Below are 26,215 nucleotides of genomic sequence, written 5' to 3' on the forward strand. Positions count from 1 at the left end.
AATGTCTCGTAACGCCGCGTCTTTTAATCGGAGTAAGCCGCGTTTCAAACCGCAACCGACTGTCTTGGTGATTTGCGAAGACAGCAAGTCAGGTAAGCGTTATTTAGAAGATGCTAGTGGGTATTTTCGGGTAAAGGTACAAGTCGAAATCTGCCATTGCGGTAAAACCGACCCGTTGAGCATTGTCAATGAAGCGATTGGCAGAAAAGGCAAGTTCGACCGGGTGTTCTGCGTGATAGACCGCGATACCCACGCCAACTTCGAAAAAGCGTTGGACGCAGCGAAAAGCCAGGCAAAAATTGACGCGATTGTTTCCTACCCCTGTTTTGAGTTTTGGTTGCTGCTGCATTTCGGATATAGCCGAAAGCCGCATTCGCCTGACTCTTTGCTCAAAGACTTACGCGCTTATCCCGATTTCGTGGACTATGACAAGGGCAGTGATCGAAATATTTTCCGGAGCCTGGAAAGCCGGCTCCCTGAAGCCAGGCACTTCGCGCCAAAAGTCTTAACCGAAGCACTCGATAGCGGCGAAATGAATCCGAGCACTCGTCTGCATGAGTTGCTGGCGTATTTCGAAGAATTATCTCAACCGCAAAAAATTCGTTAACTCAAACCATCCTAAGGTTCCATGACAACAATCAACATCCAACAAATGATGGCCGACAGCGGCGTGGCGTTCGGCACCAGCGGCGCGCGCGGCCTGGTTAGTCAAATGACCGGCGAAGTCTGCGCCGCTTATACGCTGGCGTTTATCCAAGGTTTAAATCTGGCGCGGCCCGGCCAAAAAATTGTTTTGGGTATGGACCTCAGGCCGTCCAGCCCGGAAATCGCCCAAGCCTGCGTGGCCGGCATCCGTCAGGCCGGCTGCGAAGTGGATTTTTGCGGGGTGTTGCCGACGCCGGCTTTAGCTTTGTATGCGTTGGTGCAAGGTCTGCCGGCGATTATGGTCACCGGCAGTCATATTCCGTTTGATCGTAATGGCATCAAGTTTTATCGGGCCGATGGCGAAATCAGCAAGGCCGACGAAGCGGCGATGACCGGTGCGACGGTGAATGTGCAAGACGTGACGGCTGAACTGCCCGCTGTTAATTCGGCCGCGCTGACGGAATTTCGCCAACGCTACGCCAGTTTGTTCGCTGATGATTTGTTAAACGGCTGGCGGGTTGGCGTCTACGAACATTCCAGCGCCGCACGGGATGTGTTGAAAGAAGTACTGGCGGAACTGGGCGCGGAAGTGATTGGTTTGGAGCGCACCGATACCTTCGTACCTATCGACACCGAAGCCGTCGGCGAGGCGGATCGGCAACGCGGCCGCAACTGGGCCGCCGAATACAAATTGGATGCTTTGATCTCCACCGACGGCGACGGCGACCGTCCCTTGATCGGCGACGAAACCGGCGAATGGCTGCGCGGCGACATTGTTGGTTTGCTGTGCGCGAAATTTCTGGGCGCTGACACGGTGGTGACGCCGGTGAGTTGCAATACCGCCATCGAAGCATCCGGCTGGTTCAAGCAAGTGGTTCGCACGCGGATTGGCTCGCCATACGTGATTGCCGGTATGGAGCAAGTGCCAAGCGGCGGCGTAGCCGGCTTCGAGGCCAACGGCGGCTTTTTGGCCGGGAGCGGTTTGTCGGTAAACGGCAAGGTTTTGGCGCCGTTGCCGACTCGCGATTCATTGCTGCCGGCCTTGGCTTTATTGGCGATGGCGAGCACCCAAGGGGTAAAGTTATCGGGGCTGCTGCAAGGTTTGCCGCAACGTTACACTGCCAGCGACCGCATCCAGGCGTTTCCGGTCGCCAATAGCCGGGCCTTGCTGGAACGATTGCAAGCCGATGAGACCGCTTATCGCGGGCTATGGGGCGACACGCTCGGGGCTCCGGTTAGCCGCGATACGACGGACGGCCTGCGTTTGACCTTCGCCAACGGCGAGATCGTGCATCTGCGTCCCTCCGGCAATGCGCCGGAATTGCGTTGCTACGCCGAGGCCGACGCTATGGCGCGCGCGGAAGAGTTGGTGGCTTTGACGTTAAAACGGATTGCCGGCTAGCGGTTAATCCGCCGTTAAGTTTCCTTGTAGTATTGTCTAATCTCGATAACAACTAAGTACGAGGGTAACACCATGCAACATAAAGCGATTTTATTCAGTTCTTTAGTCTTGGTTTCCGGCGCCGCGTTTGCGCAGTCGGCGGTATTGGAAGGCGTGGCCAAACAAGCGGCGAAAGATACCGCGACAGCCGTTGCCCCAGGCGCGGTGCAGCGTGCGGAGCAGGCCAACGAAGCATTGCAGCGTGCCCAGGAAGTCAAGCAAGGCGTGGAAAATGCACCGGGCCAGTTGAAAAGTCAGGCCCAGGAAGCAGTAAAAGATGCCGCTCAGCAAAAACTGGAGCAAGCCGTGCCGTCCGAGGTTAAGCAAGGCGCCGAAACCCTGAAGGCTGGTAAGGAAACGGCAAAACAGTTGAAAGGTAAAGTCGACGCGGCGCCCAAATCAACCGGCGAAGCGGTCAAAGCCGTGAAAGGCAAAGCCAAACAAAAAGCGGCGGCAAAAGCGCTGGATTTGTTGAACTAATCTGCTGGAAAAAGGGCGGCGAGGTTCGCCGCCCTTCCTAAATATCGCCAAGACTAGTGCTTGGCGAATACATCACTAACGAATCACTTCCCGATTTTTCAACGCAACGTAAATATCATCGACGTTGTATTGATCGCAATCGAAACTTAGATCGGCCACAGCGGGTTTTTCGTCCAGGCACAGGCACAATAAACCGGCGTTTTTGATCGCAGTGGCTAGCGCATTGTTGGCTTGTTCCAATACCGTCGTGGCATGGCCGGTATCGAACAGTTTGCGTTCCAGCTGATAAGCTGCTTGTTGGGCATTGGCGCCGCTCAAGGCGATGATGCTGGCGGTTTGGCTGAAGCGAGTCGCCCGTTCCGCGGCGGAGACTGGCGACCAGTCTTCGGCGCTGGCGTCACCGGTGATCATGCCGGCGCCGACCGTGACGTTGGTCAGCCGGTCTATGACGATGAACGAGCCGGTGGTTTTGTTGCGTTTGTATGGGTCGAATACCACCGGCGCATTGACTGCCACGGTGCAAGAACCGATTTCGTTCAGTTTCAACTCATTGGCATCGTGGTGTTCCAGCGTGTTGACGTCGATACGGTGGTGAATCATCGACACTGAGCCGGACACGCTGCGCGTCGCCAGCTTAATCACATACTGCCGTCCAGGCACCATGGCTTGCTCGGTCATCCAGACGATAGTGGCCTTGAATTTGTCGGCGATGCTGGGCGAGGCTTGTTGCTGGCCCAGGATGATGTCGCCGCGGCTGACGTCTATTTCATCTTCAAGTGTCAACGTGACCGCCATGGCCGCAAACGCTTCGTCCAACTCGCCATCGAAGGTGACGATGGATTTGATCTTGCTGGTTTTGCCGGACGGCAGCGCGGTAATGGCATCGCCTTTATGAAATATGCCGGATGCAACGGTGCCGCAAAAGCCGCGGAAATCCAGGTTAGGGCGGTTGACGTATTGCACCGGGAAACGGGCGTCGGCGAAATTGTGGTCGCTCGCGATCTCGATGCTATTCAGCAACTCCATCATCGGCATGCCGGTAAACCAGGGCATGTTGGCGCTAGGGTTAACCACGTTATCGCCGTCCAATGCGGACATCGGAATGAAATGAACGTCGTGTAGATCCAGTGATTTGATGAACGCCAGATAATCGTCCTGAATCTTGCGGAAGGTTTCTTCGCTGTAACCGACTAGGTCCATCTTGTTGATGGCGACGATGATGTGCTTGATGCCCAGCAAGGAAGCAATGAAACTGTGGCGCTTGGTTTGGGTTTGCACACCGTAACGGGCGTCGATCAAGATCACTGCCAAGTCGCAGGTCGAGGCGCCGGTGGCCATGTTGCGGGTGTATTGCTCGTGGCCCGGGGTGTCGGCGATGATGAATTTGCGCGTCGAAGTGGAGAAATAGCGGTAGGCGACGTCGATGGTAATGCCTTGCTCGCGCTCGGCTTGCAAGCCGTCGACCAGCAAGGCCAAGTCGATCTTGCCGGCGCCGGTGGTGCCGGATTTGACGCTGTCGGCCTGCACTGCAGCCAACTGGTCTTCGTAAATCATTTTAGAATCGTGCAACAAGCGGCCGATCAGGGTGCTCTTGCCGTCGTCGACATTACCGCAGGTTAAAAAGCGCAATAGCTCTTTGCGCTCGTGTTGCGCCAGATAGGCGTTGATGTCGGTGCTGATTAGGTCGGATTGGTGGGTCATGGGGTTCCTAAGTGCCTTATTTGTTTAAAAGGTGCCGCGCTATTTCATGAAGCGCTTACTTGCAATATTGTTTTAATAAGTCGGCTAGTTCGTCACGACTCAATTGCCGGGTTGCTACATTAATCACCCATTCGTAGAGCTGGGTGTTATCCATGGCCGGTTGTTTATGGTTGGCAGCCAGAAAAACCAGCATACAGGCCGCAGCGGCTCGCTTGTTACCGTCCAGAAACGGATGGTTATTGGCCAGCGAATAGCAGTATTGAGCGGCGGTTTGAAAAATGTCGCCGCTGTAGTGCCAAGTTTGCCGGGCTGCGCCGAGCGCCAATTCCAGCAAGGCTTCATCCCTGATGCCCTGCGTGCCGCCGAAGCGTTCTATCTGTTGCCGATGTATCGCTAAAGCCAATGTTTTTGAAATAAAAGACAAGTCGGGCACTGTTACTGCGCTAGTTTTGCAAAGGCGTCGGCATATTGATCCATCAATTGCTCGTGAATCTTTAAGGCCTCTTCATCGTTAATGACTGTATCGGGTAAGGATTGCTGTTGTTTTTGTTCCAAAAACAAGACGAAATCCAAAACCTCGGCTTGCAGATTGGGCCCCAGTCTTGCAAGGTGTTCTTGTATTTCTTCATGTAATTGCATAGTCACCACTAAAAAGACTTATCGACACCACTGTTTTTCGCAGGGAATGCCATCATTGTTGCCATCCATTTTGGTGTCCGGGCAGTGATTGATGAAGTACGTCGCCTCTTCGCACGAGCTCATTTGCGAACAATAGACGCGGCCGTCGCAAACGAAGTTTTGTGCATTGCGCTCTGCGGAGCCGGCTGCTGGATTGTTAGGCTCTGGTTTTGGGGCGCTTTCGAAAAGGCCTTTAACTTTGTCGGTTAGTTTTGAGGAAAGCGGCTGTTCTGCTTTCACTTCCGCGAGCGGTTTTAAATCCGGTGTCTTGCGATCCGCTTTGTGATCGCAAGCGGTATCCGAATAGACTACATGACCTTTAGCGTCGGTACATTTGTAAACACCGGCCAAGCTATCCGCGGAGTAAAACAGGATAAACAAGCACAAGAATTTCTTCACTATTCGTGTTTCCTCATTCGCTAATGGTACAAGCGTTTAGAAGTAACCTTCCCGTTTCTTCTGCTCCATAGACCCAGCCTGATCGTGGTCGATCAAACGGCCTTGGCGCTCAGACGTAGTGGTCAGCAGCATTTCCTGGATGATTTCCGGCAAGGTGGTGGCGGTGGATTCGACTGCGCCGGTCAGGGGGTAGCAACCCAAGGTGCGGAAACGCACCATTTTCATTTCGACTTTGTCGTTGGGGCCTATCGGCATGCGCTCGTCATCGACCATGATCAGCATGCCGTCTTTTTCCACCACCGGCCGCTCTTTGGCGAAATACAAAGGCACGATGGGGATGTTTTCCAGGTGGATGTATTGCCAGATGTCCAGCTCGGTCCAGTTGGATAGCGGGAACACGCGGATGGATTCGCCTTTATCGACTTTGCCGTTGTAGATGTTCCAGAGTTCCGGACGTTGGTTTTTCGGGTCCCAACGGTGGTTTTTGTCGCGGAATGAATACACCCGTTCCTTGGCGCGGGATTTTTCCTCGTCGCGGCGCGCACCGCCGAAGGCCGCGTCGAACTGGTATTTGTTCAAGGCTTGTTTCAGCGCATCGGTTTTCATCACGTCAGTATGCTTTTTACTGCCGTGCGTGAACGGGCCTATACCTTGGGCGACACCTTCTTCGTTGATATGCACAATTAAATCCCAGCCCAGATCTTTCGCCATGTTGTTACGAAACTCAATCATCTCGCGGAATTTCCAGGTGGTATCGACATGCAGCAAAGGGAAGGGCGGTTTGCCGGGGAAGAAGGCTTTGCGGGTCAGATGCAGCATGACCGCGGAATCCTTGCCGATGGAATACAGCATGACCGGCTTTTCAAATTCCGCCGCCACTTCGCGAATGATATGGATGCTTTCTGCTTCGAGCTGTTTCAGATGGGTTAATTTATAATCGGTCATCAATTATCCGGGGCGCACGGCCATGATTGCTGTGGAGTGTAAGCCCGCTATTTTAAAGGCAAACCCCCATCGACGCTATCGGCAAAGCTTATGAGACAGATACACGGACTGGAAAAACTGGCCGCGCAGCAGCCCGGTCGGCTCAATGCGCCAAAACTGGCGGACCTGTTACTGATGGATTTGCGCCAGTGCCTTTGCAGTATTTACGGCACTATCGGCGATGACGACAAGGTGTTGTTGGCGGAGCTGGCGCTGTTGCCGGAAAGCCTTGAATACGAAATGTTCGATCAGCGCATTGATTTCATCGTCGCCGGGCCGATACTGCGCAACGACTGCGTACCGTTAATTTATCGCCTGCAGGGCGAGCAGTTTGCGCTCAGCGGCCGCTGCTCAATGATCGCTCGGGTGTGCGGTGTGGATTTGTATCTACAGCGCAGTTATACCGGCGTGATTGGCGATGTCGCCAGGCAAAAGTTCTCCATTCCGCTCAAACCACTGTTACAAATGCTGTAGCGCTTTAGTCCTTACCTCGATAAATCAGGCACTGCGGCGGATTTGGGGTACCATGAGGTTCAAGTCCCGCGTATCTTCGCGGGCCATTAGGCAAGATGGCGACGGAGTCAGGCAGATGAAATTCTATGATCGCAGTCGCAGCCTTTGCGAATGGGAGCGTTTCGAGGAATGGCGCCAGAAGATGCGTCTAAGCTTGGCGGCTCAGGAAAGCAATAAAGTCTCGCCGTTTCATTTGTTATCAATGACGGGGGTGTCGGCCGCGGAACAACGCTTGTGTGCTGATCTCTGGTTGAAAGACCGTATCGATGCTAGTGCGCTGGAACGAGCCGATCTGGCTTTTAACTACCCTACGAGCAACAGACCTAAAATTCGTTTGGGCTATTTGTCTTGCGATTTTCATGAGCATGCCACGGCATTTTTGCTGGCCGAGTTGTTCGAAGCCCATGATCGAGAGCAGTTTGAAGTGTATGCCTATTCTTATGGGCCGGACGACGGCCTGGGCATGCGCCAACGCCTGTGTGAATTTTTCGACAGTTTTGTCGATCTGCAAGCCCTGTCTTTATCTGAAGCCGCCCAAGCCATCCACCACGATAACATCGACATTCTGATCGATTTAAAAGGTTACACCCGCGGCACCCGCACCGAGATTCTTAGCTACCGACCAGCGCCGATTCAGGTCAACTACCTGGGGTATCCCGGTACCTTGGGCGGCGATTTCTGTGATTACATCATCACCGATCCCTACCTGACGCCGGCAGCCAGCGCAGCTGATTACAGCGAAGCCTTTGCCTACCTGCCGGATAGTTATCAACCGCACGGCCGGCATGCGGAAATTGGCAAGCAGACCAAACGCGCTCAGCATGGTTTGGACGAGCACAGCTTCGTCTTTTGCTGTTTCAACCAAGCCTATAAAATTACCCCGGAAGTGTTCGATATCTGGTGTCGACTGTTGTATAGCGTGCCGGGCAGTGTGTTGTGGTTGTTAAAGAACTCCAAAGCCAAAGGCCGGCTTAGAAATGAAGCGTATCAACGCGGCATAGCGCCGGATAGATTGATATTTGCCGACGATTTACCGCAGGTCGAACACTTGGGCCGCCTGGCCTTGGCCGATCTGGTGCTGGATACTCAGCCCTACAACGCGCATACCACCGCTAGCGATGCCTTATGGGTGGGGGTGCCGATAGTCACTTGCGTCGGCGATACCTTTGCGTCGCGGGTCGCCGGCAGCTTGCTGCATGCGATCGGCTTGCCGGAGTTGATTGCCGCGGATTTGGAAGGGTATTACGATTTGGCCCTGGAATTGGCGACCAACCCGGCGCGCTTGAGCGAAGTCAGGCAGAAACTGGCCGATAATCGCCTGAGCACGCCGCTGTTTGATATCAAAGCCTATACCCGGCATTTGGAAACCCTGTATAAAACCATGTGGCAGCGGCATGTCGCCGGCGATCTGCCGATAGCGATCGGCCAAACCGAGCCGCGCTTATAGCTGGCTATTGACCCAGCGAACGATGTCTTGCGCGCTTAGCGCGCCGGCTTGTCTGGTCAGTTCTTTTCCTCCCTTGAATAGAATCAGCGTCGGAATACTGCGGATATTGAAACGGGCGCTGAGCGCTTGCTCGGCTTCGGTGTCGACTTTACCCAGCCGAATTCGTGGCTCCAAAACCTGTGCGGCTTGGGCAAACGCTGGTGCCATCATTTTGCAGGGTCCGCACCAATCCGCCCAAAAATCCACCAGCAGTGGAATGTCGTTGCGCGCCAGATGTATTTCAAAACTTTTCGCAGTCAACGCCAAAGGATGGCCGCTGAACAAGGATTGATGGCATTGCCCACATTTTGGATTTTGCGACAAACGGTTTGCCGGTAAGCGGTTGACAGCTAGGCAATCTGGGCAGACTAAATGTAGGGATTCACTCATATGGTGTTCTCGAAATATAGGTTTCGGCGAATCTATTCGCCCCTAAAAATTAACCAACTATCGCCACAAACCGCCGATGCGCCAACGAACTGGCCGAACAACCACCCGGTTACCGAAACTCGGAGCGATGAACGGTTCGTGCCAAAGCGTTTGCGGCCGGCTGGGGCTTAAGGCTTGCAGGCGGCGTACCCGTTCAGCGGTGGGCGGATGAGTGCGCAGCCAAGAAGGCTCCGGATTGCCCCAGCCCGGTAGCAGTATCGACTTCCAGCCGCCACTGACTCGTTCGATATGCGCCAAGGCTGTCGCCAAACCCAAGGGGTCGCCGGTCAGCGCCGCCGCATTCAGGTCGGCATCGTATTCGCGGATGCGTGATAAGCCCAGCTGCATCAATAAGGCCAGATGCGGCGAAAACAACAGCAGCAACAAACCCGGCCAATTGATTTGAAAACTGATCTCACCGAACAGCAGCAAAGGGATGGACAGCAACAAAAACAACTGTCCGGTGGCGGCGAATAAAGCGGTAATCCGGCTAATCGCATCGGCCAAGCCCATCACCCGCAAATCGTTATTGGCAATATGCGCCATTTCGTGCGCCAACACGCCGGCCAGTTCCCGCGAGTTAAGTTGTTTGAATAAACCGTCGGTCAACGCAATGGCCGATTGTTGGCGGCTGCCGACCGCAAAGGCATTGATAAGCGGGCTGGGAATGTAATACGGCGCCGGAACGCTCGGCAGTTCGGCGCGTTCGGTCAGTACCTGCAGCATTTGCCACAGCGCCGGCGCTTCTTGCGGATGGATAGGCCTCGCCCGGTAAAGACTTAGCGTCAAGCGCCAGGCTGCCGCCGGTTCGAAGATCAGCGCAATCGCGCCGGTCGCCAACGCAATCCAGATACCTTCTTCGCCGAACAACAGGCTGCCGGCCAAGGTGCAGATTACCAGTAGCGCCAACATTAAAAGTAATGTCTGCAGGCGGTTGAGCCAACTGTGGCGATGCCATTCGATAGTTTGCATGGTTACTCCAGGCCTGCCCGGCGTAATCGGCGGCGTAAGTCGTCAATTTCTTCTTGCATGTCCGCGACCAGTGCCGCTAGCTCAGGCAAGGCTTCGAAATTGCGTTCCAGGCTAACGATACGCCGCACCCGCACCAAGTGGGCGCTGGAAAAACGCCATTCGCTTTGCTGTTGCGGCAGCGGATTGAGCCAGCCTTCTTCTATATGCCGGGTAATCCATTCCGGTTCTACTGCGCAGATGGCCGCCAGTTGCTGCAAAGTCAGGCCGCTGTCTTCCAGAACGGCGTCGATCAAGTTCTCGGCTGATGACATGCTTTAGCTCCTGTGGTTTGTGCGCGGGTCGAAAGCCAGTTCGCGCGCCATGGTTTCGTAAAGTGCTTTAGCTTTGGCCGTGTTGGCCGGCGGCAATACCACCTGAATATCCAACAGCAAATCGCCGGGTGTCGTGCTGGGTATGCCCTTGCCGCGCAGCCGCAGTTGCTGGCCGCTTTGCGTGCCTTCCGGGATACGCACTTTCAGGCCGGTATCGAATAAATTCACTGGCACCATCGCGCCAAGCGCCGCTTCCCAAGGTGTGACCGGCAAGCTCATATGCAGATTGCTGCCGTCCACCCGTAAACGCCGATGCGGATTGAAATGCACCTCCAGCAGTAAGTCGCCAGATTTGCCGTTGCCTATGCCCGGCGCGCCCTGGCCGGCTAAGCGGATAATCTGTCCCTCGTACACGCCCTTGGGGATTTTCACATTCAAGGTGCGGGTGTCCAACACTACATGGCCGCCGGCATCCATGCGCGGCACGCGCAAGCTGATTTGCCGGGCCGCGCCGTTAAAAGCGTCGGCTATATCCAGCAGCACTTTGGCGTGGTGATCTTCGCCTTGGGCATGAAAGCCGGCTTGGCCCTCAAAGGGTCCGCCGCGAGCTCGGCCGGCGCCCATCTTGCCGAATAATTCGCTGAAAAAGTCGCCGAAATCGGCAGTGTCGGTGCTGGAAAACTCGAAGCCGGCATCCCAATTGGGCGGGGGATGGAACTCCTGGCCGGGCCGATAACCGCGTCCGAGTTGGTCGTAAGCTGCGCGTTTTTCCGTATCAGAGAGCACCGCGTAGGCTTCGTTGATCTCTTTCATGTGCGACTCGGCATCCGCTTCCTTGGAAATGTCCGGATGATATTTGCGCGCCAGTTTGCGGTAGGCTTTTTTGATGTCCGCAAGCACCGCGTCGCGATTGACGCCGAGAATTTGATAATAGTCTTTGTATTGCACGTCATGCCTCCTGTGACCGACGTTGACCAAGCTAAATCTAACTGCCGCCCGGCTCTAATTTACCGCAGACATACTGTTCTGGCGGAACTTGTCGAAGCCCACGGTGGGCTGCCTTCCGACGAACTCTAGGCGAACGCTGCTTAAGGCCCGAGTTGATAACGGTTTTATAGCGGATTGCCTGGAGTGCGACAATCTTAAATAAAACCCGTCAAGTGAATATGCCTGAAAAATGGTGGTGCGCTCTTGCAAAAACAAGAGGCTTTGCCCTGCGGTTATTTTTTGGAATAACTTGAAATCGTTGATTTCAAACCCATCTTAATGACAATTATTTTATCGATTTGATAAGATATAACTTCTTGGGGGTGACATGGCTTCGACGTGGGTAGCAAAACCTCAGGTGCATGCCGAGCACAGTACAGCTCGTAAAACCTACTGAAAACAAGTATTCGCAAACGACGAAAACTACTCAGTGGCCTTAGCAGCTTAAAACCTGCACCACTTCTCTGACCAGATGTACTTATGCGTCTGGAGTCTCCCTCGGGAGGCGCTCAGGGATCATATTACATAAGATCGCGCCAGGGCTTAGTTCGGAGCCTGAATCGCTAAATCCAATCGAAATCGCTGTTGATCCTCTTGGCCCGACGGGTAGTCAACAGTTAAATTAAAAGCGCGGGATAAGCATGTAGAGCTTGTGGCGGAGTGCTTGCGGACGGGGGTTCAATTCCCCCCACCTCCACCACCTAAGTAACTGAAATACAAAGATAAATCATTTTTGTATTCCGGTGTTTGGCGTTAAATTGGCGGTTTGTTTTTTCACAAACCGCCTTTTTTTTGCAAATTATGAAATTAAAAAAATGACCAGCTATGCCGGATTTAATGGGGCTGGCGTGCTGGTTATTTCAATTTCTCATTTCGCTTGCAAAAATTTATGCAAAAACCGCGCGGGCGAGGAGGAGTGTTTTTTGACCGAGGCGTTGCTATGCGGCTAAGGGGCTGACTGTGCAGAACATAATCCGCTATTTGTTTATAGCGTCCGCTGCTTTATGTGTTTCAAGTAGCTACGCGGCTGACAATTCAATGAAGGTTATCAACGTAACCGACTTCAAATTCACCCTCAAAGACAAGCCGACTGTGTTAATCCATTTTGGAGAGAGCGACACAAACCATTGCACCGCCACTGTTTACAGATCGAAAGTCAAGTCAGGTTACACCGCATCGTCTTCGAAGCGCAGCAATACCGATTTCTCGATCAATTGCGATTGGAACCGTGATTACTTTGTTGAATCATCTAACCACCACACCTTCACCGATATCGCTATCACTGCACTCGATAAGAAAAGTAAATCAGCATCAATGCTGATTTCGTTCAAGCTGGTAGGAACATCAACCGGCGTTTACCTTGAACGGCATGACGTTGTCCTACCGATATCCGGGAAACAATTTGAAAACCTAACAATCAAGTAACATCAGTCCGATAAACGCGAAACAGCCCCGGCATACTCAAGTTCACCCATCTCACACCCGACAAACCCTCGCCCCAATTCCCGGCAAGCCAGCACCGTCGATCCTGATCCCACAAACGTATCCAACACCGTATCGCCAGGCCTGGAACTAGCTGAGACGATGTGCTTCATCAACGGCAATGGCTTCTCGCACGGATGTTTACCTGGATACCATTGCACCGGCTTAAAGTCCCACACATTAGTAAACGGCACGTGTTTGGTCACTGAAAAATGCCGTTGCTGTCGCTTGATCGTTTTATATTCCGCTTTCAGATCCGCGTAAGGCTTAAGCGTGTTACCGAACAATCCATTCATCGTCTCGTAGTGGCTGACGCTGGGGAAGCTCCATTGCGAACGGTCGAACCAATGCCCCGACATTTGACAGCCACAGGCCTGATCAACTTGCTTACGCGACACCTCTGCCGATGTTCTTGCTGCATCCAGATAAGCCCGAATAGCTTCAAAGGCAAACGGCATCTTCTTCCGGCTCTCAGCAAACATAATATGCTCGGTTTGCGGAAAGTAGCGCCGTAACGACTCCTTATTGCAACCATTATGGCGCCCGCTGGGTTTACGCCAGATAATATGGTTCAACATCTCAAAGCGTTCAGCCACCGAGATCTCGACACGGGTGGCTAAATGAGGTCCGGCAAAAAGATACAAAGAACCGGCTGGTTTTAACACCCGCTCATATTCAGCAAGAATGTCATCCAGCCAGGCGAAAAACCCAAGCTTATTTTTCCACTGGTTGTCCCACGCTTCGCCCTTGACTTTATAGTAAGGCGGATCGGTGGCAATAAGGTCGACGCTATCATTCGGCAAAGTAGCCAAAAGACTTAAAGCATCGGTGTTATGCAGGGTGATATTGTCCTTCTGGAATGTCTTCACGTGTGTCTCTCTTACAATGACACTCGTGGTGTTCTGATTTGAAGCGCTCGGCTTTCAAAATATTAAGTGTTTTACAACGCGGACACTTGATTGCAATAATCAAATAATCCGCTTCAGCCAACTTCCGTTGGCACTTTCCACATTTCACGATTTCCATAAATGGTTGCTCTGTACTAGCCTTAGCAACGCTGTGTGCACAGCACGGTGCCTTGGCTTGACGCAGCTCATACCTGCCGAAGGTGGTCACGAGCAATGCGTCAACATTTCTCGCGGTCGCACCGTCTTTTATTCCTTAATCCCATCCAACCGCGCCTGAATTCCACCCGTATCGCTGCCGATCGTATTGATCTGACTGCCCTGGCTACAGGGGCCGACAGTCGGGTGGGTATGACTAGCCAGCACATTACACAAATCAATCACCTGGCCCATTAACTCCGACAAGATCCGCAACACGTTCTCGCCATCGCTGCCGATCCAAGTCTTCGGCGCCCTGTGTAACTGCTTGGTTTGGCTGGTGGCTGTAATGTTATCTAGCGCGATTACATCCCATCGACCGCCGGCATTCAGCCGCAGCGCGCCCATCGCGTCGATACGCTTGGTCCCGCCCACCGTCTCAGTGCTGTCTGCCTCAACAGTCACTGCCGATTTTGTATAAGTCTCCAGATTCTCCAGCGCCGAGATAATCCGCTTTAGGCTATCTTCATTGATATTGGTGTCGGTCTTGGTTTCCCAATTGCCGTCCTTGTCGCAACGCTGAAAACTGCCCGCGCCGTGCTGCCAGCGCTGCTCGCCGCGTTCGACCTGCGGCAGACTTAAATTGTGCGGTTGTATCGAGCGGATAAACGGCTGATTCGGCGAACCGTACGCAAAACCAATCTCCACCCGGGTGCCGTCCTGCGGATACGAAAAATGGCCTTGCTCATGGCCGGCGCCGGCGGTTGGCAATGGCACGTCATGCAATACCGGAAACGTTTTGTCGGGCTCGCCGTGCTCGTTCAACACCTGCACGTCCACCGCGTAATAAGGCCGGAACGGATCGGCCACCGCGCCGTTCTGCGGCGTTTCCCGCACCGCCACCACCTCGGCAAAACGCGGTAAGTGATATTTGCCGGACAGCTCCGGATACAACTGATCGATGATGCCTTTGATAGCTTTTTTCATGGCGATTAAGGTGTGTTAAATGGGCAAGGCCGTCGTGTTGGGTTACGGCTATCGCCTAACCCAACCTACATGGTTTGATGCTTACCAACTCAAAGTCATTAAATTCCCGGAAAACTCCACCGTCTGCACCCGGTTGCCGTTCACCACCACACCGGGGCGCATCGCCGGAATCGCCGCAACACTGGCCGCATGGCTGCTCAACTGCTCGGCAAAATAACTCACATCAATGTCGACGGCGCTATCCTGCCAACGCGAATCAGCCCAAGCGCCGACATAAATCACCCCTTCGCCTTGCTGTTGATAAATAAAATCGGGGATTCGAAAAGCATTACCCACGCCGGCCATGGCCTGAAAGCCGCTGCCGACGTTGGCAAAATGCGGGATCTTGGTCGAGGCGTAAGCCGCATCCGGCGCACTAAAGTTAAGCCCGGTGGCATCATGCACCGCGGCCAATACATCGCGCAGGGTAGGGTGGCGCAGATTCAACGGCACCGTCATCTTCAGCAGCGCCGCCAACTCCCGGCAAAAAATCTTGCAATGCTTGCTGTCGATAGGCGTCACACTGTCCACATACCCCAAAAACAAGCGCTGGGCATCGTCGTGGCTGGCGTAACCAATATCTAGCGCCATTGCCGACATCACCGACACATCAGCCGCCGCCGCTTCAATAGTCAATTGCGCCCGGCCGGGTTCCGTCAACGACAGCAGCACCCGTTCGTCCACCACCGGCACCGTGCTCCCGCCAATCGTCAACACCCTATCCAGTTTCATAGCGCCTTGATTTTATCGTTTGCCGCCTTCAACACTTCTTCAAACGGCGTTAACGTCACCGTCTCTGTCGTGGATCCGCTCGCCGATGCCGTAGAAACCGGCGCCACCGGCTGTCCGGCGGCGCGTTGTGTCGTCACCGGCTTGGCCTTCGCTTTAGCCTGAGCCCGCGCCTGTTTCTTTTCCGGTACCGAACGATGCTCAACCAACGTAAACGTCACATCCCAGCAACGCAAATTGTATTGCTCCGATGCGTCGACATTGCCTTGAAACGTCACCTGACGCATATTCAGCGCTTGCGCGGTATCGTTGATGATGTTGTAAACCGTCCGGTCCGTGGAACTGGCTCGAGACTCCGCCAGCTGGTAAATCGCCGATAGTTCTCCGGGATTCGTAAATTTAATGGTCGTGCGCACGCTGATGGTTTTGGGTTTGTCGCCTTTCTCGGCTTGCGTCGTGCTGCTGCTGTTGCCGCTTAAATCCTCGCCGGCCAACACAAGATTGGCGGATACGCGCAGACCATAGCCCGGAATCTTCACCCCGTTCAGATAAATACTCATTGGAATATCTCCGCCAACAAGGCCAAATCAGTCGGCGAACCCAAAAACAACTGAATCGCCGTCAAGGTGTATTCGTGCCCCGGATGATTCAGCCGCAGTGCGCTGGCCACATTATTGGCCGCGTAAAACCTAAAACCCGTACCGCCGGTCAATCCGGCTGATGCCGCCGCCTGCACACCCGCCACCATCGCCGCGTGTGCGGTTTTGGCCGATTGAAACGCCGAGACATTGCCGGCTGTGCTACTGGTCTTGAAAGATTCCGCCGCATCGCTGGCCGCTTTGATCATATCCGCGCGTTGTAAACCGCGCACCGCCGGCAAAGCGTTGATAGGCAAACCGCCGCCATGCTGTTGATGCGGTACCAGCTGCATTTTGCTGATTTCCAAGGTCGCCATTTGCGCCGCGCGCCTGGCCAGCCTGGACAAACTCGGCATCGGGAAGGCATTGCCCAAGCTGGTCAGCTGCCCGACAAAATCGCCCATACTCGCCGCCGTCACCGCAATGCCCAGCGCCGCGCCGTTGTGGCCGGCCGCCTTGGCAATCACCGCATCTACCGCGTTCGGAAACGACAGCACGCCGCCTTCACTCGATCCATGCGTCCAAGGGTCAACGGCAATCACCGACAAAGCAGATGCTGCCGAAGCGGCGCTGCTAGTGGGTGCGGATAGGGTTAGCGGCGTCCAGGTCATTACCAGACAATCGCGTCGAATTGTGCGTCGGTCGCCGTATTCGGCAAGGCCATTACTTGCGCCGCCAAGTTGGCATTTTTAACCAATCTCTGCAAAATGGCCGCCTTGCCAGCCCGGCCAACTTGCTGAATTTGTGCGGCGGTATGTGCGCGGTAGGCCCATTGGTTATTGCTATCCGCACACAAAAACGGCGTGGTCCAATCAACGGGCAACCCAGGCAGCGTGGAATCGACGACGGATGCCGTTAGGTTTTGCTGATCAAGATCGCCAGCCGGATAATGATGATTGTCGCCCAGGGCATCACAGACAAAGCCCGCCAAAATCTCGGCCCGGCAAGCGGCCGCCAACGCTGCTACCTTATCCGCCTGTTTTTTAACAAAGGCGGCATTTACCTTGGTATTGTCTAGCGCCCAATGGTCGTTCACCCAGCTATGCAAAGCGCTGGGCGGTTGTAATTCCGTCGCGCCAATATCGGCCGGTTTGATATTAATGCCGGTAATCGAAACAGGTTTGCCCGTTTGTTTATCAAACAGCGGCACGTTGCGCCAATCATCGACTAACTGCCAGGATTGCGTTGATTCAACAAAAATCTGCGTTTTTCTCGGTGGCACATTGGCCAATAACGGCACGTCGGTGGCGTTCGCCGGAATCAAATAGGCACCGGCCTCTAACGGCGATTCATCGGCTATCGTGCTGGATAAATATTCGCCGTTTTCATGGTTGTAATTAAAAATAGTTTTGCTCACGATATGTCCTCAGTATTTTATGCAAGCCAACATCGCCACATTGCGCGGCCTACTAATACCCCACGCCACGCTCACGCCGTTTTGCACGACCGCATTCGAACTGGATGGCACGTCGGCAAAATAGGTTGAGGCATAATTGGTATCACTGGCTTGATAATCCACGCCTACTTCGTCTTGCGCCGCGCCGCTCGATAATGCGGACGACGTGAGACCGACTACACCGTTTATGCCAATATCAAACGGCACAGCCGTGCCTTTTTGCGCGCTGCCTACCGTCCGGCCCGGATCAATCCCGCGCCCGTCATCCAAAAATCGCGGAAACTCGCCCCGGCAATCAGGAATGCCAAACGTAGTGCTGCCATCGCCGGCGCCGAATGTCGTGCCATACACCGCAAACAATTTGGCGTAAACCGTCCTGGATAACAGTGCGCCGTTGGCTTTAATCCAGCCAGGCGGCGCGGAGGTGCGCGGGAACAAGCCGATCACACCGGTGTTATCACCCACCACCATCCGCGTATCGGTAATTACTCCGCCTGCCGAAATATCGGCAATCTTCGTCACATAGTGCTTAAACCCGCTGCCGTCGGTGTAATTGGTCAACGTTGCCGCCGTCGCCGAAAAACTAAACACCGCCGACACGCCGTTAATGTCACCCTGCAAACTGGCATCCATCCAGATCGACTTCGGCAAGCCGGTGACGTTAATCGTCGCCACGGACAATTGCTCGCACCGGATGCCGCCCACATAGCCAATCCCGGCCGCCATTTGATAAGTCGATCCGGATTGCAACGACACCTTAAAACCGTCGGCAAAAAACGCCGCCTGGCCGTAAATATCAAAATTGCTCAAGCGCTCGCGCTCGTCTATCTGCAAAAGCCGGGTGGTAAAATCGATTTGCCAGGTCTCCGCTGGTACCGCAATGGCCGTGGTCGCGGCAATCCCGGAAAACGCCAACAGAAAGTTGCGCGTCACGTTGTTGCCGGGCACTGCGCCGGCGGTGGCGCGTTTTTGTTGCGTGGGAATATGCGAACAAGCGATCAGCACGTTGTCGGCGTCTTTAATCCCCACCCAATTAAAATCGAAATCGCCGATGGTGCTGTCCATGGCCAGGCTGTAAACTACCTGATTAGCGTTGACGTACCCTTTGCGGGTCACGGCCTGGGTATGCACAATATCGCCGGAAGCGGGCAAGCCCTCGATCCGGTTAGCCGGCTCGGCGCCCAAGCCGGCAATATTGGCTAACACAAAATGCGTGATGTTCAACAGCAGGCTGTTGCCTTGCTGGAAGGCAATCTTGTTTTCACCGGCAATCGTGATAAATGCCATGTTATATCCTTGCTACGTCGTAGCCGTAAGCGTGACCGACCGCCCAAGCCGGCGATGTCACCGTCAAAGGCGTAATGGTTAAAAATTCGTAACGCCGGCAGGTGCGGCCGTAGGCGTAAATGATCTGGTTCAGCAGCTCGGTATTTCCGGAAATCTGCGAGTCAGACAACCCAAGGCCGATCACATCCCAATCCACGCTATCAAAGCGTTCGGTAATCTCCACATAGCCAATCCCCAGCCGCTCGAAAATCCGGATAAACCCGGCTTTACTGCCGGCGTCTTCGGCATTGATATAGGCAAACTTCACCCGCTTTCTGAACAGCTCCAGCGGCTCGCCGGTAAACCGGGCGACATCGCGTTGAAACGCCAGCAGATTCAACACGCCAATCGAGCAGGTGAGGGCGTCCATTTGCGTCACCGGCCACTTGATCCAGGTCTCCACCACATCCCACCAAGCCGCCACCGCCGCGCGCAGCTTGCCCAGCTGCTCGCCGTCCATCCAAAACGGTAATTTAATCTCGATCATTACTCGGTCTCCTGCACAGTCACGGTTAACGAGGTCAGCCGCGGTATCCATTTGGTCGTGACGATGTCTGTCAAACTAAACGACACGCTATGCACCGCCGGAAATTGTGCGTGGATATCTTCTGACAGCTTGGAAAACGAAAACCGGCTATACGGATACGTCAGCGTGGGTTTATAGGCTTGGTTTTCCCGAAAGGCGGCGTTGATAAATACCGTCACATCGGCGTCTATCTGCGCCTGTTGTTCGGTGGTCAAAAACTTTTCCACCCAGACCGTGGCCGTCAAGGTGCGGGTCTGCTCGGGCATCTGGTACACAATCAAATCATCGCCGTGGCCATGGTTGCCCTGGTCGGTGATGTATTGGTTGATCGCCAACAGATACGTGGAAACCGGCGCGGAAAAGTCGAACAACACGTAAGCGTTCGCGGTGCCGGGTCCGCGCGGGGCGTTATGCTCAAACCAAATCGCATCGATCGCCACGCCAGGAAACTGCGCAATCAATGACCGGTACACGCTATCCGTGTGATAACTAGACGCCGTGCCGAACTGGTTGCGGATGCGCGCCCGTAAAGCGTCGTCCGTTTCCACGTCGGTACCCGGCGAACTAATCCAGTCCACGCCATTCGCTACTGCTGTTATGCCGATAATCGGTACCGGCAACACGTTGTAATAATTGGCCGCCAGGTTATAAGCCGATCCGGTTTCTACTGCTTCCACCGGCACGGCCAAGGTGGTGTTGGTACCGACAAAGCTTTTGGCTTCCGTGGTTTTTACCTGATAGACCTTGCCGTTTATTGTGGCGGTTTGCACCACGGTATTAATCGGCACGGTAATCGCCAAACCAGTATCTACCCGGACAAAGGTGACGGCGCCTTTGGTCTTAGTCGGTTGTTTGCGGAATAGATTTACTGCGTCGGCTAATAGCTCCAAAAACTCGCCGACCGCATACTTAACGTAAGCGTTCGGCATCACCGTCACAGCAATAAAGTTGACCAGCCACAGCACCGGATTCGTCACCGCCGCCGTCACAAACCGCCAAAACGGCGACATGATGCTGTCGTTACTGATCGCGGTACCGGCGCTGGCGACAATATCCCGCCAACGGCTTTCTAGTTCCGCTTGCGTGGTGGGGATGCCGTTGTCTTTTAAAATCTGGGTAAAGTCCATATCAAATCGCAATGTAAAGATCGATAGGGCCGAAATCGACGGTGTCGGCGGTCACGTAAAACAGTTCGGTGTCGGCTTGGGTAATAGCGACGGTGCCGGGAATCAATCGCTCGTCGTCCTCGATCAACAGCACCAATTGCTGTAAGCGGATCTTCACTTGAATCGGGTCGCGCATGCCGATGATGACCACCATCAACCCGGATTCCCGAATCAAATGCTTAATGTCCTGGGCAATGCTGTCGCGGTTGTTCAACAGCAACGGTTCGCCGCCGCTGTCCAAGGTCAAATCGTTGTTGGTAATCAGCAGATCGACAAACAGCTCGGCCATCAACCACCCGCCATCATCACGTCGTCAACCAATTGCGACAGGCTACGTTTAGACTCGTAATTGTTGATTTGCACCGTGCCGATGCTGCGCGATTGGTTTTGGTTGTTGTTCATCGTGCTGAACTTGTTCATTAGCCCGCCTTTGCTGCCACCGCCATTCAAACCGGCCGGCGCGGCTATCGGTTTCGGCGCGCCGCCCAGGTCGATGTTAATGCCGGGGATCATGTTGATTTTGCCGATCAGCGCATCCACGCCGGACAACAAGAATTCCCACAGGTTGAAATTCTTAAACCAAGCCTTTAAGCCCTCGAACTTGTTCATCACATACTCGATCACGCCGGTTACCCAGCTTTGCACGGTTTCCCAACCGGAAAAGATGCTTTCGAATACCTGATATTCACCGACCAGATCACGGCTATAGTTGATGAATCGATACAACTGATAGCCCACGGCAGCAATGGCCAGGGCAATGCCGGTAATCGGGCTGGATAACACCGCCATAATCACCGCAAAGCCGCCGCCGGCTACCGTAGCTACACCCATCACGATCGACAACAGCGACACGCCGGCAATCAAACCAAAAATGCCCAGCGCGCCCAGGCTCACCCAGCGGGTTAATTCTGGAAACAACTCGCTCCAACGCAACAGCGTTTGAATGCCGCCGTTGATCTTGTCGAAAAACACATTGATGGTAGGCATCAATTGTAGGCCCAGCGCAATTTTCAAGGCGTTAACGCCTTGGGTGGCCCGGTCCCAGCCCATGGTCATAGTTTGCGCCATTTCGATGGCGTTTTGCATGCCGGTCTGGTTGCCTATTTGTTTGATGTTGTCGTTCAGGCCGCCAATGTCGATAGCCAGCAGTTTTACTAAGGCGACAGCCTCATCGCTGCCAAAGGCTTTTTTGATTAAATCGGCGGTTTCCACCTTGCCCAGGTCGCCAAACTTGCCTTTGATCTTGTTCAGAATATCGACCATCGGCAACATATGCCCGAACGAGTCGGTAAACTTCAATCCCAGCTTGTCCTGGGCATTGCCCACGCCGTGCAGAAAAGCCCGGTACTTGGTGCCGGCCTCGCCGCCTGGCATCGTCGCCAGCAAACGGCCCAATACGCCAAACTGCTCGGCAATTGGTACATTCGCCGCCGTGGCTTCCGCGCCCAAAGTGGTAAAGGCTTGAGAAATGCCGGCACCGTCGGTCTTGAATATCTTCACCGCCAACGCGGTTTGGCCGGTCAACTGCTCAATCCATTGGGCTTTGCCCATGGTTTCGGCGGTGTCCTTAAAAATGCCGTACATGGTGCCGAAGTAGTTGGTGATCTCGCCGACGTTGGCTTTAGTGCCTTTCGCCAATACGCCGGCGGCATAGGTAAACTTAGGCAGATCGTCACCGGATAATGTGTCGATCGCGCCTTTAATCTCGTAAGACGACTTCACAAAATCCGCCGCCGATTCGCCGTATTGCGTGCTGAACTTCAGCGCGGTTTTCGTCAATTGGGAGAGGACGTCGTCCGTGACATCCAAACTTTTTACCTGTCCCAGCGCCGCCTGCATTTCCTTGGTCGGCGCCAGTATGTTGTCCAGGGCATAACCGGTACCCACCACGCCGGCGATTCCATAGCCGATCTTGCGATAACCGGCTTGGATACGGGTAGTGACGTTATCCATGGTTTTCATCATCGCGCCGGCCGGTCCGGAGACCTTGTCCAGCAGCGAGACCATGAAGGTTAAATTATGTAGTGCCTGGCTCATGTTTATGCCTTATTCAAATGCCTGCGCAATCCCCGCCGCCACGCTGTTTCTCATTTGTTCCCAGTAGCGCTTTTCCAGCCACAACGCCGCGCCCATGCTGTTTTCATCCACCGGCATATTCGGTAGCCAGTGCCGGCTTAGCCACTGCAATTGGGCAAAGCCGTTGTCTTCCAGCGCCGCCGCTACGCTTTCGGCTTTTTTAAAACGATTTCCACCCCGCCGCCCAGTTCGCCGGTGACAATGCCGCCGATCTGCATCACCAACACGCCCTTGGGTTTGTTGTATTCCGTGAGGATCAAGCGCTTAAAGTCCTCTTTGCTTTCCGGCGCGACTGTACGCACCAAAAAGTTATACGTCGGGCCGATTTTGTCGTTCGGCATTTGCGTGTTGATCAACTGATTCAAATCGTCGTGATCCGCGTTAAACACCAAGTCGGTATCGCCAACGCTTACGGTAATTAGGCTCATAGGATCCTCTTAAATGTTTTCAGGGGTTTTGTTCACGACACTATCAAGCGTAAAGCCGGACAGAAACGCCAACGCCAGGGTTTGGCTGCTCAGCACCACATCGCCCACGGTATACAGCGTCGCCACCGCGCCAAGCGTGGTGCAAACGGAGGCAATCGAGTGTTTGCGGTGGCTGAGCATGTAGGCTTTAAACTCGGCTTTGGTTTGGCCGCGCGCCCACTTTTTTAGCCAATGGCAAAACAAACCAAACAGCGCCGCCAACAGCAATAACAACAACGTCATGGTCTTAAGCCAACAAGGCGCGGGTATCGTCCGCGTCCAGATACGGCACGCCGTTCAGGCGCACAAAATCAGGGCTAGTCACTGCAAAGCTGAGTTTGTGTTTGGATTTCTCGCCGCCCTTGGCATCGTTGTTCAGCAAGTCGGTGATATTGATCAAACAACCGAACATCTCGATTTTTTGCTTATCCGAGATGGTCACGCCGCTGTAGATAATGTCGAAGGTCGGCATCGCCCGCCAGCTGCCGTTGCTGCGCGCCACATCGGTGAACAGGTTAAAGTTTTTGCTGTCCAGCTCGATGTCGCCGGCACACGCCACATCGCCGTCAACATAGCCATCCGGCACGCCGCGGATAAATGTCGGTTGCCGGTTGTCGGTAATCTGTGCGCTCATGGTTTCCACATGCACTAACAAATCACCGACCATAATGTCGAAGTTTTGCGCGGAAAGTCTTTTATTACTCATTGCCTAATCTCCAATAATGCCGCGCGGGTTAAGCCACGGGTGCGGACAAATCCAACACGATGTTGGCGGTAATGTCTTTCGGAATTTCGAAAGGCCGCGCCTTCATAAAAATTTCTACTTGGGTGCGGGTAATCCAGTTGATGGCGACATCGCCATCCTGTGGCGGCTTTAACTCAGCCGGAAAGGGAATGCCCTGAAAGGCATAAGACCGGCTCATTTCCCGCAATGGCCGCATCAACTTGTTAATCGCCCAGGCCTCGCCGATAGGCTCGGAATTGAAACGGCGATTGCCTAGCAAGCCAATCAGCACCAAGCGCACCGCGCGCGCGGCTTTGTCCACCACCCGCAAATTTTCGATGACTTGATAATCGCCCGCCGGCGCGTCCAGGGTTTGGCCGTCCGACCAGAACACTCCGGGATAATCCGCATACAATTGCGGTACCGCAAAGCGTTGATCGTTCAGCGCCTTGGCATGGGCGTTGTTGTATTTCACGCCGTCTTTATCCGCCGGCAAACCGGTTTGATCCACGCCCACCAGCGGACCGGTTTCCACACGCATCGGCGTGTCGGCCACCGTCGTGCCGTAATTACACAATCGGCCGGCATATATGCCGATACTGTTAGCGTAGATTTGCGCCACTACGCTGACGCGGTAGGCACTTAAGCCGCTGGTCAGCGCGGTGCGTTCGGTAATAAATTGCGCCCAGGTTTTGCCGGTGCTGGGTGTGGGGTCGATAGCAATCGATTGCGCGATGAAAAAAACCCGACGGCCATAGGTGGTGTTAATGTCCTCCGCCTTGGTATTCATCGCGGTTAATTGCGCCGCTGCGGTGACCGGAGTACAGACCACAATCGCTTCCACGCGCACGTCTTGCGCCATGGCTAAATCCACCGCAGCCGCCCAGGCCGTGCCATCCGCCACCGGTATGGCCGCACAGGCCCAGTTTTGCCCGGCATTGGATCGCGCCGCGCTGATCTGGGTTTTTATCTCCGATGCCGCGCTGCCCAGCTCGGTATCCAGATTGCTGTCGGTGTTTAAAAACAGCACCGTGTCCCGATTGGTGGGGCCGACGCCGATAAACAGAAAAAATTTCTCAACGGTGGGAAATTCGCCCTGTTGCAAATTGAGTGCGTTGACTGTGACTTTACCTAACACGGCTGATCTCCTGGTTTATATCGTCGAAAATGTCTTGTATGTACTGCATCACTTCTTGATCGGTGGCCCCTAAAAACGAGCGGGCCGGTAATACGGTGTTCCAGCTGGTATTGGGCCGGATGCCGCGCTTTAAGCGCATGCTGCGGATAATCGCCCCGGCCCTGGCTATCGTCATGTTCTGCTGGATCCAGGCCATGCTGACAGCGCGTTTGCGTTTGCCGGTGCTGATCTTAAAACCCAGCGCTTTCAACGTGGCCGCCTGGCGTTTCGTCGCCGGTCCATTCTTCGCTGTGCGTTTGGTGCCATCACCGCCGGCCTTGGCCGTTACCGTCTCGCTGGCTCCAAACTGTTGCCTGGCGGCAATCCAGCCGGCGCGGCCTTTAAAGCCTATGCGGGCTGTCGAGCCGTCGTTACTCAGTACCGCCGCTTGCCGCATCAAGCGGCTGAGCATCTTCCGGCGGTCTTTGCGTTGCTTCCAGCGCTTCTTGTAGGGCATGCCCTGTAAATCGGTTTGGGTTTGCACCCGTTTCCGGCTATCGCGGATTACTTTGTTGCTGACTTTCTTCAACAACCTGGCCCGCTTGGCCAGCGGCATCTTTAACAAGGCCAGCTGTTGATCCAGCTTCAGCTTGCCGACAACATCGACAACAATCGGGGTCATAGCACCGCGTCAGCCGTCACATAACCCGTTTCCGCATACATAATGTCCTGCGCGTCCAGCCGGTAATGTTTGCCGGCCAAGGCAATCGGCCCGGTTGCGTCTTCGTAGGCGGTCACGTCTTCGATAAAGTCGATGGTGATAATCACGTCGGCGGTGCTGTCGTCCAGGATCTCCACTTCGGTTGTGATCGTTGCCTCGCTGCCGTCGCCGCGTTCGCCGTCGTTTTCCATCAGCCAGGCACACACCTGCCCGAATAGCAGTTCGGCCGGGTGTACCTTGTGCGGAAACCGCTCGATGACGATCATCGCGTCGTATTTCTGCCGAAACAACACAATGCTTTTCGCGCCCTTGTCGGTGCCGGCCGGGATGATCTGCGGGTTTTCCACCCAGGCGTCTATGTTCTCGGCGGCCACCAGATTCAGGTTGACCAAAAAGGCGGTGATGGCTTGCAGCTGCTTCATGGCTGTTTATCCACCGGCTGATCGTCACCCAGCAAGCGGCGCTGAGCCCACAGCTCCAGCCGAAAAATTGCCCGGCTGCCCATGTGCCCAGAGATGCCCACCAAAGCCGCGCTGACCAATTGCGGCACGCCGGTAGCCTCGCACAGGTAAAAGGTCAGCACGCCGACAAAAGCGCTGGTCAATATCTCGCCCAGCAATTCCATGATGTTGAACGGCCTGGCGGTGCCATTGCGTAGCTTAGTGTTAAAGCTTACTATGCCGCCGAGCATCGACAGCACGAATACCCAGGCGTAGGTCACTAGCGAGTAGCTGAGGGGGTCTTTGTCCATA

The 26,215-nt window shown here is 54.4% G+C and carries 33 protein-coding genes and 1 other RNA gene; 7 read left to right on the forward strand and 27 right to left on the reverse strand.

Annotated elements, in window-relative coordinates; translation table 11 throughout:
- The first annotated feature begins 1 nt into the window (after nt 1).
- The 3 genes from JWZ98_RS03000 (at nt 2) to JWZ98_RS03010 (ending at nt 2,566) form a co-directional block, all read left to right on the forward strand.
- On the forward strand, nt 2-607 hold the full coding sequence (locus tag JWZ98_RS03000) for an RloB family protein (protein WP_205453177.1): 606 nt from the start codon (nt 2-4) through the stop codon (nt 605-607).
- 21 nt (nt 608-628) lie between these two features.
- Nucleotides 629-2,047, forward strand: a complete 1,419-nt coding sequence (locus JWZ98_RS03005; RefSeq protein ID WP_205453179.1) for a phosphomannomutase — start codon at nt 629-631, stop codon at nt 2,045-2,047.
- A 72-nt stretch (nt 2,048-2,119) separates the two neighbouring features.
- Nucleotides 2,120-2,566 (forward strand): hypothetical protein, encoded by a 447-nt coding sequence (locus tag JWZ98_RS03010; protein ID WP_205453181.1) that lies wholly within the window; start codon nt 2,120-2,122, stop codon nt 2,564-2,566.
- A 75-nt stretch (nt 2,567-2,641) separates the two neighbouring features.
- Here JWZ98_RS03010 and cysN read toward each other — a convergent pair whose 3' ends face one another.
- The 5 genes from cysN to cysD are packed head-to-tail and all read right to left on the reverse strand — an operon-like array spanning nt 2,642 to nt 6,289.
- The gene (gene cysN, locus JWZ98_RS03015; RefSeq protein WP_205453183.1) at nt 2,642-4,267 is read right to left on the reverse strand and encodes a sulfate adenylyltransferase subunit CysN; all 1,626 of its coding nucleotides are present in this window, start codon (nt 4,265-4,267) and stop codon (nt 2,642-2,644) included.
- Between the two features lie 55 nt (nt 4,268-4,322).
- Complete coding sequence (locus JWZ98_RS03020; protein WP_205453184.1) at nt 4,323-4,691, reverse strand: type II toxin-antitoxin system death-on-curing family toxin; 369 nt, start codon at nt 4,689-4,691, stop codon at nt 4,323-4,325.
- Between the two features lie 11 nt (nt 4,692-4,702).
- Nucleotides 4,703-4,906: a DUF2281 domain-containing protein gene (locus JWZ98_RS03025; protein ID WP_205453185.1), complete on the reverse strand. Its 204-nt coding sequence runs from the start codon at nt 4,904-4,906 to the stop codon at nt 4,703-4,705.
- A gap of 18 nt (nt 4,907-4,924) precedes the next feature.
- Complete coding sequence (locus JWZ98_RS03030; RefSeq protein WP_205453186.1) at nt 4,925-5,344, reverse strand: DUF4124 domain-containing protein; 420 nt, start codon at nt 5,342-5,344, stop codon at nt 4,925-4,927.
- A gap of 36 nt (nt 5,345-5,380) precedes the next feature.
- Complete coding sequence (gene cysD / locus JWZ98_RS03035; RefSeq protein WP_033156035.1) at nt 5,381-6,289, reverse strand: sulfate adenylyltransferase subunit CysD; 909 nt, start codon at nt 6,287-6,289, stop codon at nt 5,381-5,383.
- 90 nt (nt 6,290-6,379) lie between these two features.
- Here cysD and JWZ98_RS03040 point away from each other — a divergent pair, with 90 nt between their 5' ends.
- Nucleotides 6,380-6,802, forward strand: a complete 423-nt coding sequence (locus tag JWZ98_RS03040; protein WP_205453187.1) for a hypothetical protein — start codon at nt 6,380-6,382, stop codon at nt 6,800-6,802.
- 115 nt (nt 6,803-6,917) lie between these two features.
- Nucleotides 6,918-8,288 carry a UDP-N-acetylglucosamine-peptide N-acetylglucosaminyltransferase gene (locus JWZ98_RS03045; protein WP_205453188.1) on the forward strand — a complete coding sequence of 457 codons (1,371 nt, stop codon included), beginning with the start codon at nt 6,918-6,920 and terminating at the stop codon, nt 8,286-8,288.
- Here JWZ98_RS03045 and trxC read toward each other — a convergent pair.
- Genes trxC through JWZ98_RS03065 form a run of 4 tightly spaced genes read right to left on the reverse strand, consistent with a single transcriptional unit; the run spans nt 8,283 to nt 10,987 of the window.
- Nucleotides 8,283-8,717 (reverse strand): thioredoxin TrxC, encoded by a 435-nt coding sequence (trxC, locus tag JWZ98_RS03050; protein WP_205453189.1) that lies wholly within the window; start codon nt 8,715-8,717, stop codon nt 8,283-8,285. The two genes, JWZ98_RS03045 and trxC, sit on opposite strands and share 6 nt — an antisense overlap.
- Nucleotides 8,718-8,774: 57 nt before the next feature.
- Nucleotides 8,775-9,728: a zinc metalloprotease HtpX gene (locus JWZ98_RS03055; protein WP_205453190.1), complete on the reverse strand. Its 954-nt coding sequence runs from the start codon at nt 9,726-9,728 to the stop codon at nt 8,775-8,777.
- Between the two features lie 2 nt (nt 9,729-9,730).
- Complete coding sequence (locus JWZ98_RS03060; RefSeq protein WP_171696580.1) at nt 9,731-10,039, reverse strand: chaperone modulator CbpM; 309 nt, start codon at nt 10,037-10,039, stop codon at nt 9,731-9,733.
- A 3-nt stretch (nt 10,040-10,042) separates the two neighbouring features.
- Entirely contained in the window at nt 10,043-10,987 is a 945-nt protein-coding gene (locus tag JWZ98_RS03065) for a DnaJ C-terminal domain-containing protein (RefSeq protein WP_205453192.1), read from the reverse strand.
- Nucleotides 10,988-11,345: 358 nt separating this feature from the next.
- Here JWZ98_RS03065 and ssrA point away from each other — a divergent pair.
- Nucleotides 11,346-11,726, forward strand: a transfer-messenger RNA (tmRNA) gene (gene ssrA, locus JWZ98_RS03070).
- 260 nt (nt 11,727-11,986) lie between these two features.
- A complete protein-coding gene (locus tag JWZ98_RS03075; RefSeq protein ID WP_205453193.1) occupies nt 11,987-12,451 on the forward strand; it encodes a hypothetical protein in 465 nt (154 codons plus the stop codon).
- Nucleotides 12,452-12,453: 2 nt separating this feature from the next.
- On the opposite strand, the gene JWZ98_RS03080 is transcribed toward JWZ98_RS03075, so the two are convergent.
- The 18 genes from JWZ98_RS03080 to JWZ98_RS03170 form a co-directional block, all read right to left on the reverse strand.
- Complete coding sequence (locus JWZ98_RS03080) at nt 12,454-13,377, reverse strand: site-specific DNA-methyltransferase (RefSeq protein WP_205453195.1); 924 nt, start codon at nt 13,375-13,377, stop codon at nt 12,454-12,456.
- Between the two features lie 285 nt (nt 13,378-13,662).
- Nucleotides 13,663-14,538: a hypothetical protein gene (locus JWZ98_RS03090; RefSeq protein WP_205453197.1), complete on the reverse strand. Its 876-nt coding sequence runs from the start codon at nt 14,536-14,538 to the stop codon at nt 13,663-13,665.
- Nucleotides 14,539-14,619: 81 nt separating this feature from the next.
- Complete coding sequence (locus JWZ98_RS03095) at nt 14,620-15,309, reverse strand: hypothetical protein (RefSeq protein ID WP_205453198.1); 690 nt, start codon at nt 15,307-15,309, stop codon at nt 14,620-14,622.
- Entirely contained in the window at nt 15,306-15,866 is a 561-nt protein-coding gene (locus JWZ98_RS03100; RefSeq protein ID WP_205453199.1) for a hypothetical protein, read from the reverse strand. Before JWZ98_RS03100 ends, JWZ98_RS03095 begins: the two co-directional genes overlap by 4 nt.
- On the reverse strand, nt 15,863-16,555 hold the full coding sequence (locus JWZ98_RS03105; RefSeq protein ID WP_205453200.1) for a hypothetical protein: 693 nt from the start codon (nt 16,553-16,555) through the stop codon (nt 15,863-15,865). Before JWZ98_RS03105 ends, JWZ98_RS03100 begins: the two co-directional genes overlap by 4 nt.
- Nucleotides 16,555-17,301 carry a hypothetical protein gene (locus JWZ98_RS03110; protein WP_205453201.1) on the reverse strand — a complete coding sequence of 249 codons (747 nt, stop codon included), beginning with the start codon at nt 17,299-17,301 and terminating at the stop codon, nt 16,555-16,557. The genes JWZ98_RS03105 and JWZ98_RS03110 overlap by 1 nt, the downstream gene beginning before the upstream one ends.
- 9 nt (nt 17,302-17,310) lie before the next feature.
- Nucleotides 17,311-18,627: a phage tail protein gene (locus JWZ98_RS03115; protein ID WP_205453203.1), complete on the reverse strand. Its 1,317-nt coding sequence runs from the start codon at nt 18,625-18,627 to the stop codon at nt 17,311-17,313.
- 1 nt (nt 18,628) lies between these two features.
- Entirely contained in the window at nt 18,629-19,153 is a 525-nt protein-coding gene (locus JWZ98_RS03120; protein WP_205453205.1) for a phage tail protein, read from the reverse strand.
- Nucleotides 19,153-20,319 (reverse strand): baseplate J/gp47 family protein, encoded by a 1,167-nt coding sequence (locus JWZ98_RS03125; RefSeq protein ID WP_205453207.1) that lies wholly within the window; start codon nt 20,317-20,319, stop codon nt 19,153-19,155. Before JWZ98_RS03125 ends, JWZ98_RS03120 begins: the two co-directional genes overlap by 1 nt.
- Before the next feature lies 1 nt (nt 20,320).
- Nucleotides 20,321-20,647 carry a DUF2590 family protein gene (locus JWZ98_RS03130; RefSeq protein ID WP_205453209.1) on the reverse strand — a complete coding sequence of 109 codons (327 nt, stop codon included), beginning with the start codon at nt 20,645-20,647 and terminating at the stop codon, nt 20,321-20,323.
- On the reverse strand, nt 20,647-22,395 hold the full coding sequence (locus tag JWZ98_RS03135) for a phage tail tape measure protein (protein ID WP_205453210.1): 1,749 nt from the start codon (nt 22,393-22,395) through the stop codon (nt 20,647-20,649). The genes JWZ98_RS03130 and JWZ98_RS03135 overlap by 1 nt, the downstream gene beginning before the upstream one ends.
- A gap of 182 nt (nt 22,396-22,577) precedes the next feature.
- Complete coding sequence (locus tag JWZ98_RS03140) at nt 22,578-22,862, reverse strand: putative phage tail assembly chaperone (protein WP_205453211.1); 285 nt, start codon at nt 22,860-22,862, stop codon at nt 22,578-22,580.
- A 9-nt stretch (nt 22,863-22,871) separates the two neighbouring features.
- Nucleotides 22,872-23,144 carry a hypothetical protein gene (locus JWZ98_RS03145; RefSeq protein WP_205453212.1) on the reverse strand — a complete coding sequence of 91 codons (273 nt, stop codon included), beginning with the start codon at nt 23,142-23,144 and terminating at the stop codon, nt 22,872-22,874.
- A gap of 4 nt (nt 23,145-23,148) precedes the next feature.
- Nucleotides 23,149-23,607: a phage protein gene (locus JWZ98_RS03150; protein ID WP_205453213.1), complete on the reverse strand. Its 459-nt coding sequence runs from the start codon at nt 23,605-23,607 to the stop codon at nt 23,149-23,151.
- A gap of 28 nt (nt 23,608-23,635) precedes the next feature.
- Entirely contained in the window at nt 23,636-24,763 is a 1,128-nt protein-coding gene (locus JWZ98_RS03155; protein ID WP_205453214.1) for a DUF2586 domain-containing protein, read from the reverse strand.
- The gene (locus JWZ98_RS03160; RefSeq protein ID WP_205453215.1) at nt 24,753-25,424 is read right to left on the reverse strand and encodes a phage virion morphogenesis protein; all 672 of its coding nucleotides are present in this window, start codon (nt 25,422-25,424) and stop codon (nt 24,753-24,755) included. The genes JWZ98_RS03155 and JWZ98_RS03160 overlap by 11 nt, the downstream gene beginning before the upstream one ends.
- Nucleotides 25,421-25,885: a phage tail protein gene (locus tag JWZ98_RS03165; protein WP_205453216.1), complete on the reverse strand. Its 465-nt coding sequence runs from the start codon at nt 25,883-25,885 to the stop codon at nt 25,421-25,423. Before JWZ98_RS03165 ends, JWZ98_RS03160 begins: the two co-directional genes overlap by 4 nt.
- Nucleotides 25,882-26,214 (reverse strand): phage holin family protein, encoded by a 333-nt coding sequence (locus tag JWZ98_RS03170; protein ID WP_240348190.1) that lies wholly within the window; start codon nt 26,212-26,214, stop codon nt 25,882-25,884. Before JWZ98_RS03170 ends, JWZ98_RS03165 begins: the two co-directional genes overlap by 4 nt.
- Nucleotide 26,215: the final 1 nt, after the last annotated feature.

It is taken from the genome of Methylomonas sp. EFPC1, from assembly GCF_016925515.1.
GTDB classification, from domain to species: domain Bacteria; phylum Pseudomonadota; class Gammaproteobacteria; order Methylococcales; family Methylomonadaceae; genus Methylomonas; species Methylomonas defluvii.

What these genes read in the sequence shown, in the direction of transcription:
- JWZ98_RS03000 (WP_205453177.1), top strand. Translation starts at nt 2, where the DNA reads ATGTCTCGTAACGCCGCGTCTTTTAATCGGAGTAAGCCGCGTTTCAAA.
- JWZ98_RS03005 (WP_205453179.1), top strand. Translation starts at nt 629, where the DNA reads ATGACAACAATCAACATCCAACAAATGATGGCCGACAGCGGCGTGGCG.
- JWZ98_RS03010 (WP_205453181.1), top strand. Translation starts at nt 2,120, where the DNA reads ATGCAACATAAAGCGATTTTATTCAGTTCTTTAGTCTTGGTTTCCGGC.
- cysN (WP_205453183.1), bottom strand. Translation starts at nt 4,267, where the DNA reads ATGACCCACCAATCCGACCTAATCAGCACCGACATCAACGCCTATCTG.
- JWZ98_RS03025 (WP_205453185.1), bottom strand. Translation starts at nt 4,906, where the DNA reads ATGCAATTACATGAAGAAATACAAGAACACCTTGCAAGACTGGGGCCC.
- cysD (WP_033156035.1), bottom strand. Translation starts at nt 6,289, where the DNA reads ATGACCGATTATAAATTAACCCATCTGAAACAGCTCGAAGCAGAAAGC.
- JWZ98_RS03040 (WP_205453187.1), top strand. Translation starts at nt 6,380, where the DNA reads ATGAGACAGATACACGGACTGGAAAAACTGGCCGCGCAGCAGCCCGGT.
- JWZ98_RS03045 (WP_205453188.1), top strand. Translation starts at nt 6,918, where the DNA reads ATGAAATTCTATGATCGCAGTCGCAGCCTTTGCGAATGGGAGCGTTTC.
- trxC (WP_205453189.1), bottom strand. Translation starts at nt 8,717, where the DNA reads ATGAGTGAATCCCTACATTTAGTCTGCCCAGATTGCCTAGCTGTCAAC.
- JWZ98_RS03055 (WP_205453190.1), bottom strand. Translation starts at nt 9,728, where the DNA reads ATGCAAACTATCGAATGGCATCGCCACAGTTGGCTCAACCGCCTGCAG.
- JWZ98_RS03060 (WP_171696580.1), bottom strand. Translation starts at nt 10,039, where the DNA reads ATGTCATCAGCCGAGAACTTGATCGACGCCGTTCTGGAAGACAGCGGC.
- JWZ98_RS03090 (WP_205453197.1), bottom strand. Translation starts at nt 14,538, where the DNA reads ATGAAAAAAGCTATCAAAGGCATCATCGATCAGTTGTATCCGGAGCTG.
- JWZ98_RS03095 (WP_205453198.1), bottom strand. Translation starts at nt 15,309, where the DNA reads ATGAAACTGGATAGGGTGTTGACGATTGGCGGGAGCACGGTGCCGGTG.
- JWZ98_RS03100 (WP_205453199.1), bottom strand. Translation starts at nt 15,866, where the DNA reads ATGAGTATTTATCTGAACGGGGTGAAGATTCCGGGCTATGGTCTGCGC.
- JWZ98_RS03105 (WP_205453200.1), bottom strand. Translation starts at nt 16,555, where the DNA reads ATGACCTGGACGCCGCTAACCCTATCCGCACCCACTAGCAGCGCCGCT.
- JWZ98_RS03115 (WP_205453203.1), bottom strand. Translation starts at nt 18,627, where the DNA reads ATGGCATTTATCACGATTGCCGGTGAAAACAAGATTGCCTTCCAGCAA.
- JWZ98_RS03120 (WP_205453205.1), bottom strand. Translation starts at nt 19,153, where the DNA reads ATGATCGAGATTAAATTACCGTTTTGGATGGACGGCGAGCAGCTGGGC.
- JWZ98_RS03125 (WP_205453207.1), bottom strand. Translation starts at nt 20,319, where the DNA reads ATGGACTTTACCCAGATTTTAAAAGACAACGGCATCCCCACCACGCAA.
- JWZ98_RS03130 (WP_205453209.1), bottom strand. Translation starts at nt 20,647, where the DNA reads ATGGCCGAGCTGTTTGTCGATCTGCTGATTACCAACAACGATTTGACC.
- JWZ98_RS03135 (WP_205453210.1), bottom strand. Translation starts at nt 22,395, where the DNA reads ATGAGCCAGGCACTACATAATTTAACCTTCATGGTCTCGCTGCTGGAC.
- JWZ98_RS03140 (WP_205453211.1), bottom strand. Translation starts at nt 22,862, where the DNA reads ATGAGCCTAATTACCGTAAGCGTTGGCGATACCGACTTGGTGTTTAAC.
- JWZ98_RS03145 (WP_205453212.1), bottom strand. Translation starts at nt 23,144, where the DNA reads ATGACGTTGTTGTTATTGCTGTTGGCGGCGCTGTTTGGTTTGTTTTGC.
- JWZ98_RS03150 (WP_205453213.1), bottom strand. Translation starts at nt 23,607, where the DNA reads ATGAGTAATAAAAGACTTTCCGCGCAAAACTTCGACATTATGGTCGGT.
- JWZ98_RS03160 (WP_205453215.1), bottom strand. Translation starts at nt 25,424, where the DNA reads ATGACCCCGATTGTTGTCGATGTTGTCGGCAAGCTGAAGCTGGATCAA.
- JWZ98_RS03165 (WP_205453216.1), bottom strand. Translation starts at nt 25,885, where the DNA reads ATGAAGCAGCTGCAAGCCATCACCGCCTTTTTGGTCAACCTGAATCTG.
- JWZ98_RS03170 (WP_240348190.1), bottom strand. Translation starts at nt 26,214, where the DNA reads ATGGACAAAGACCCCCTCAGCTACTCGCTAGTGACCTACGCCTGGGTA.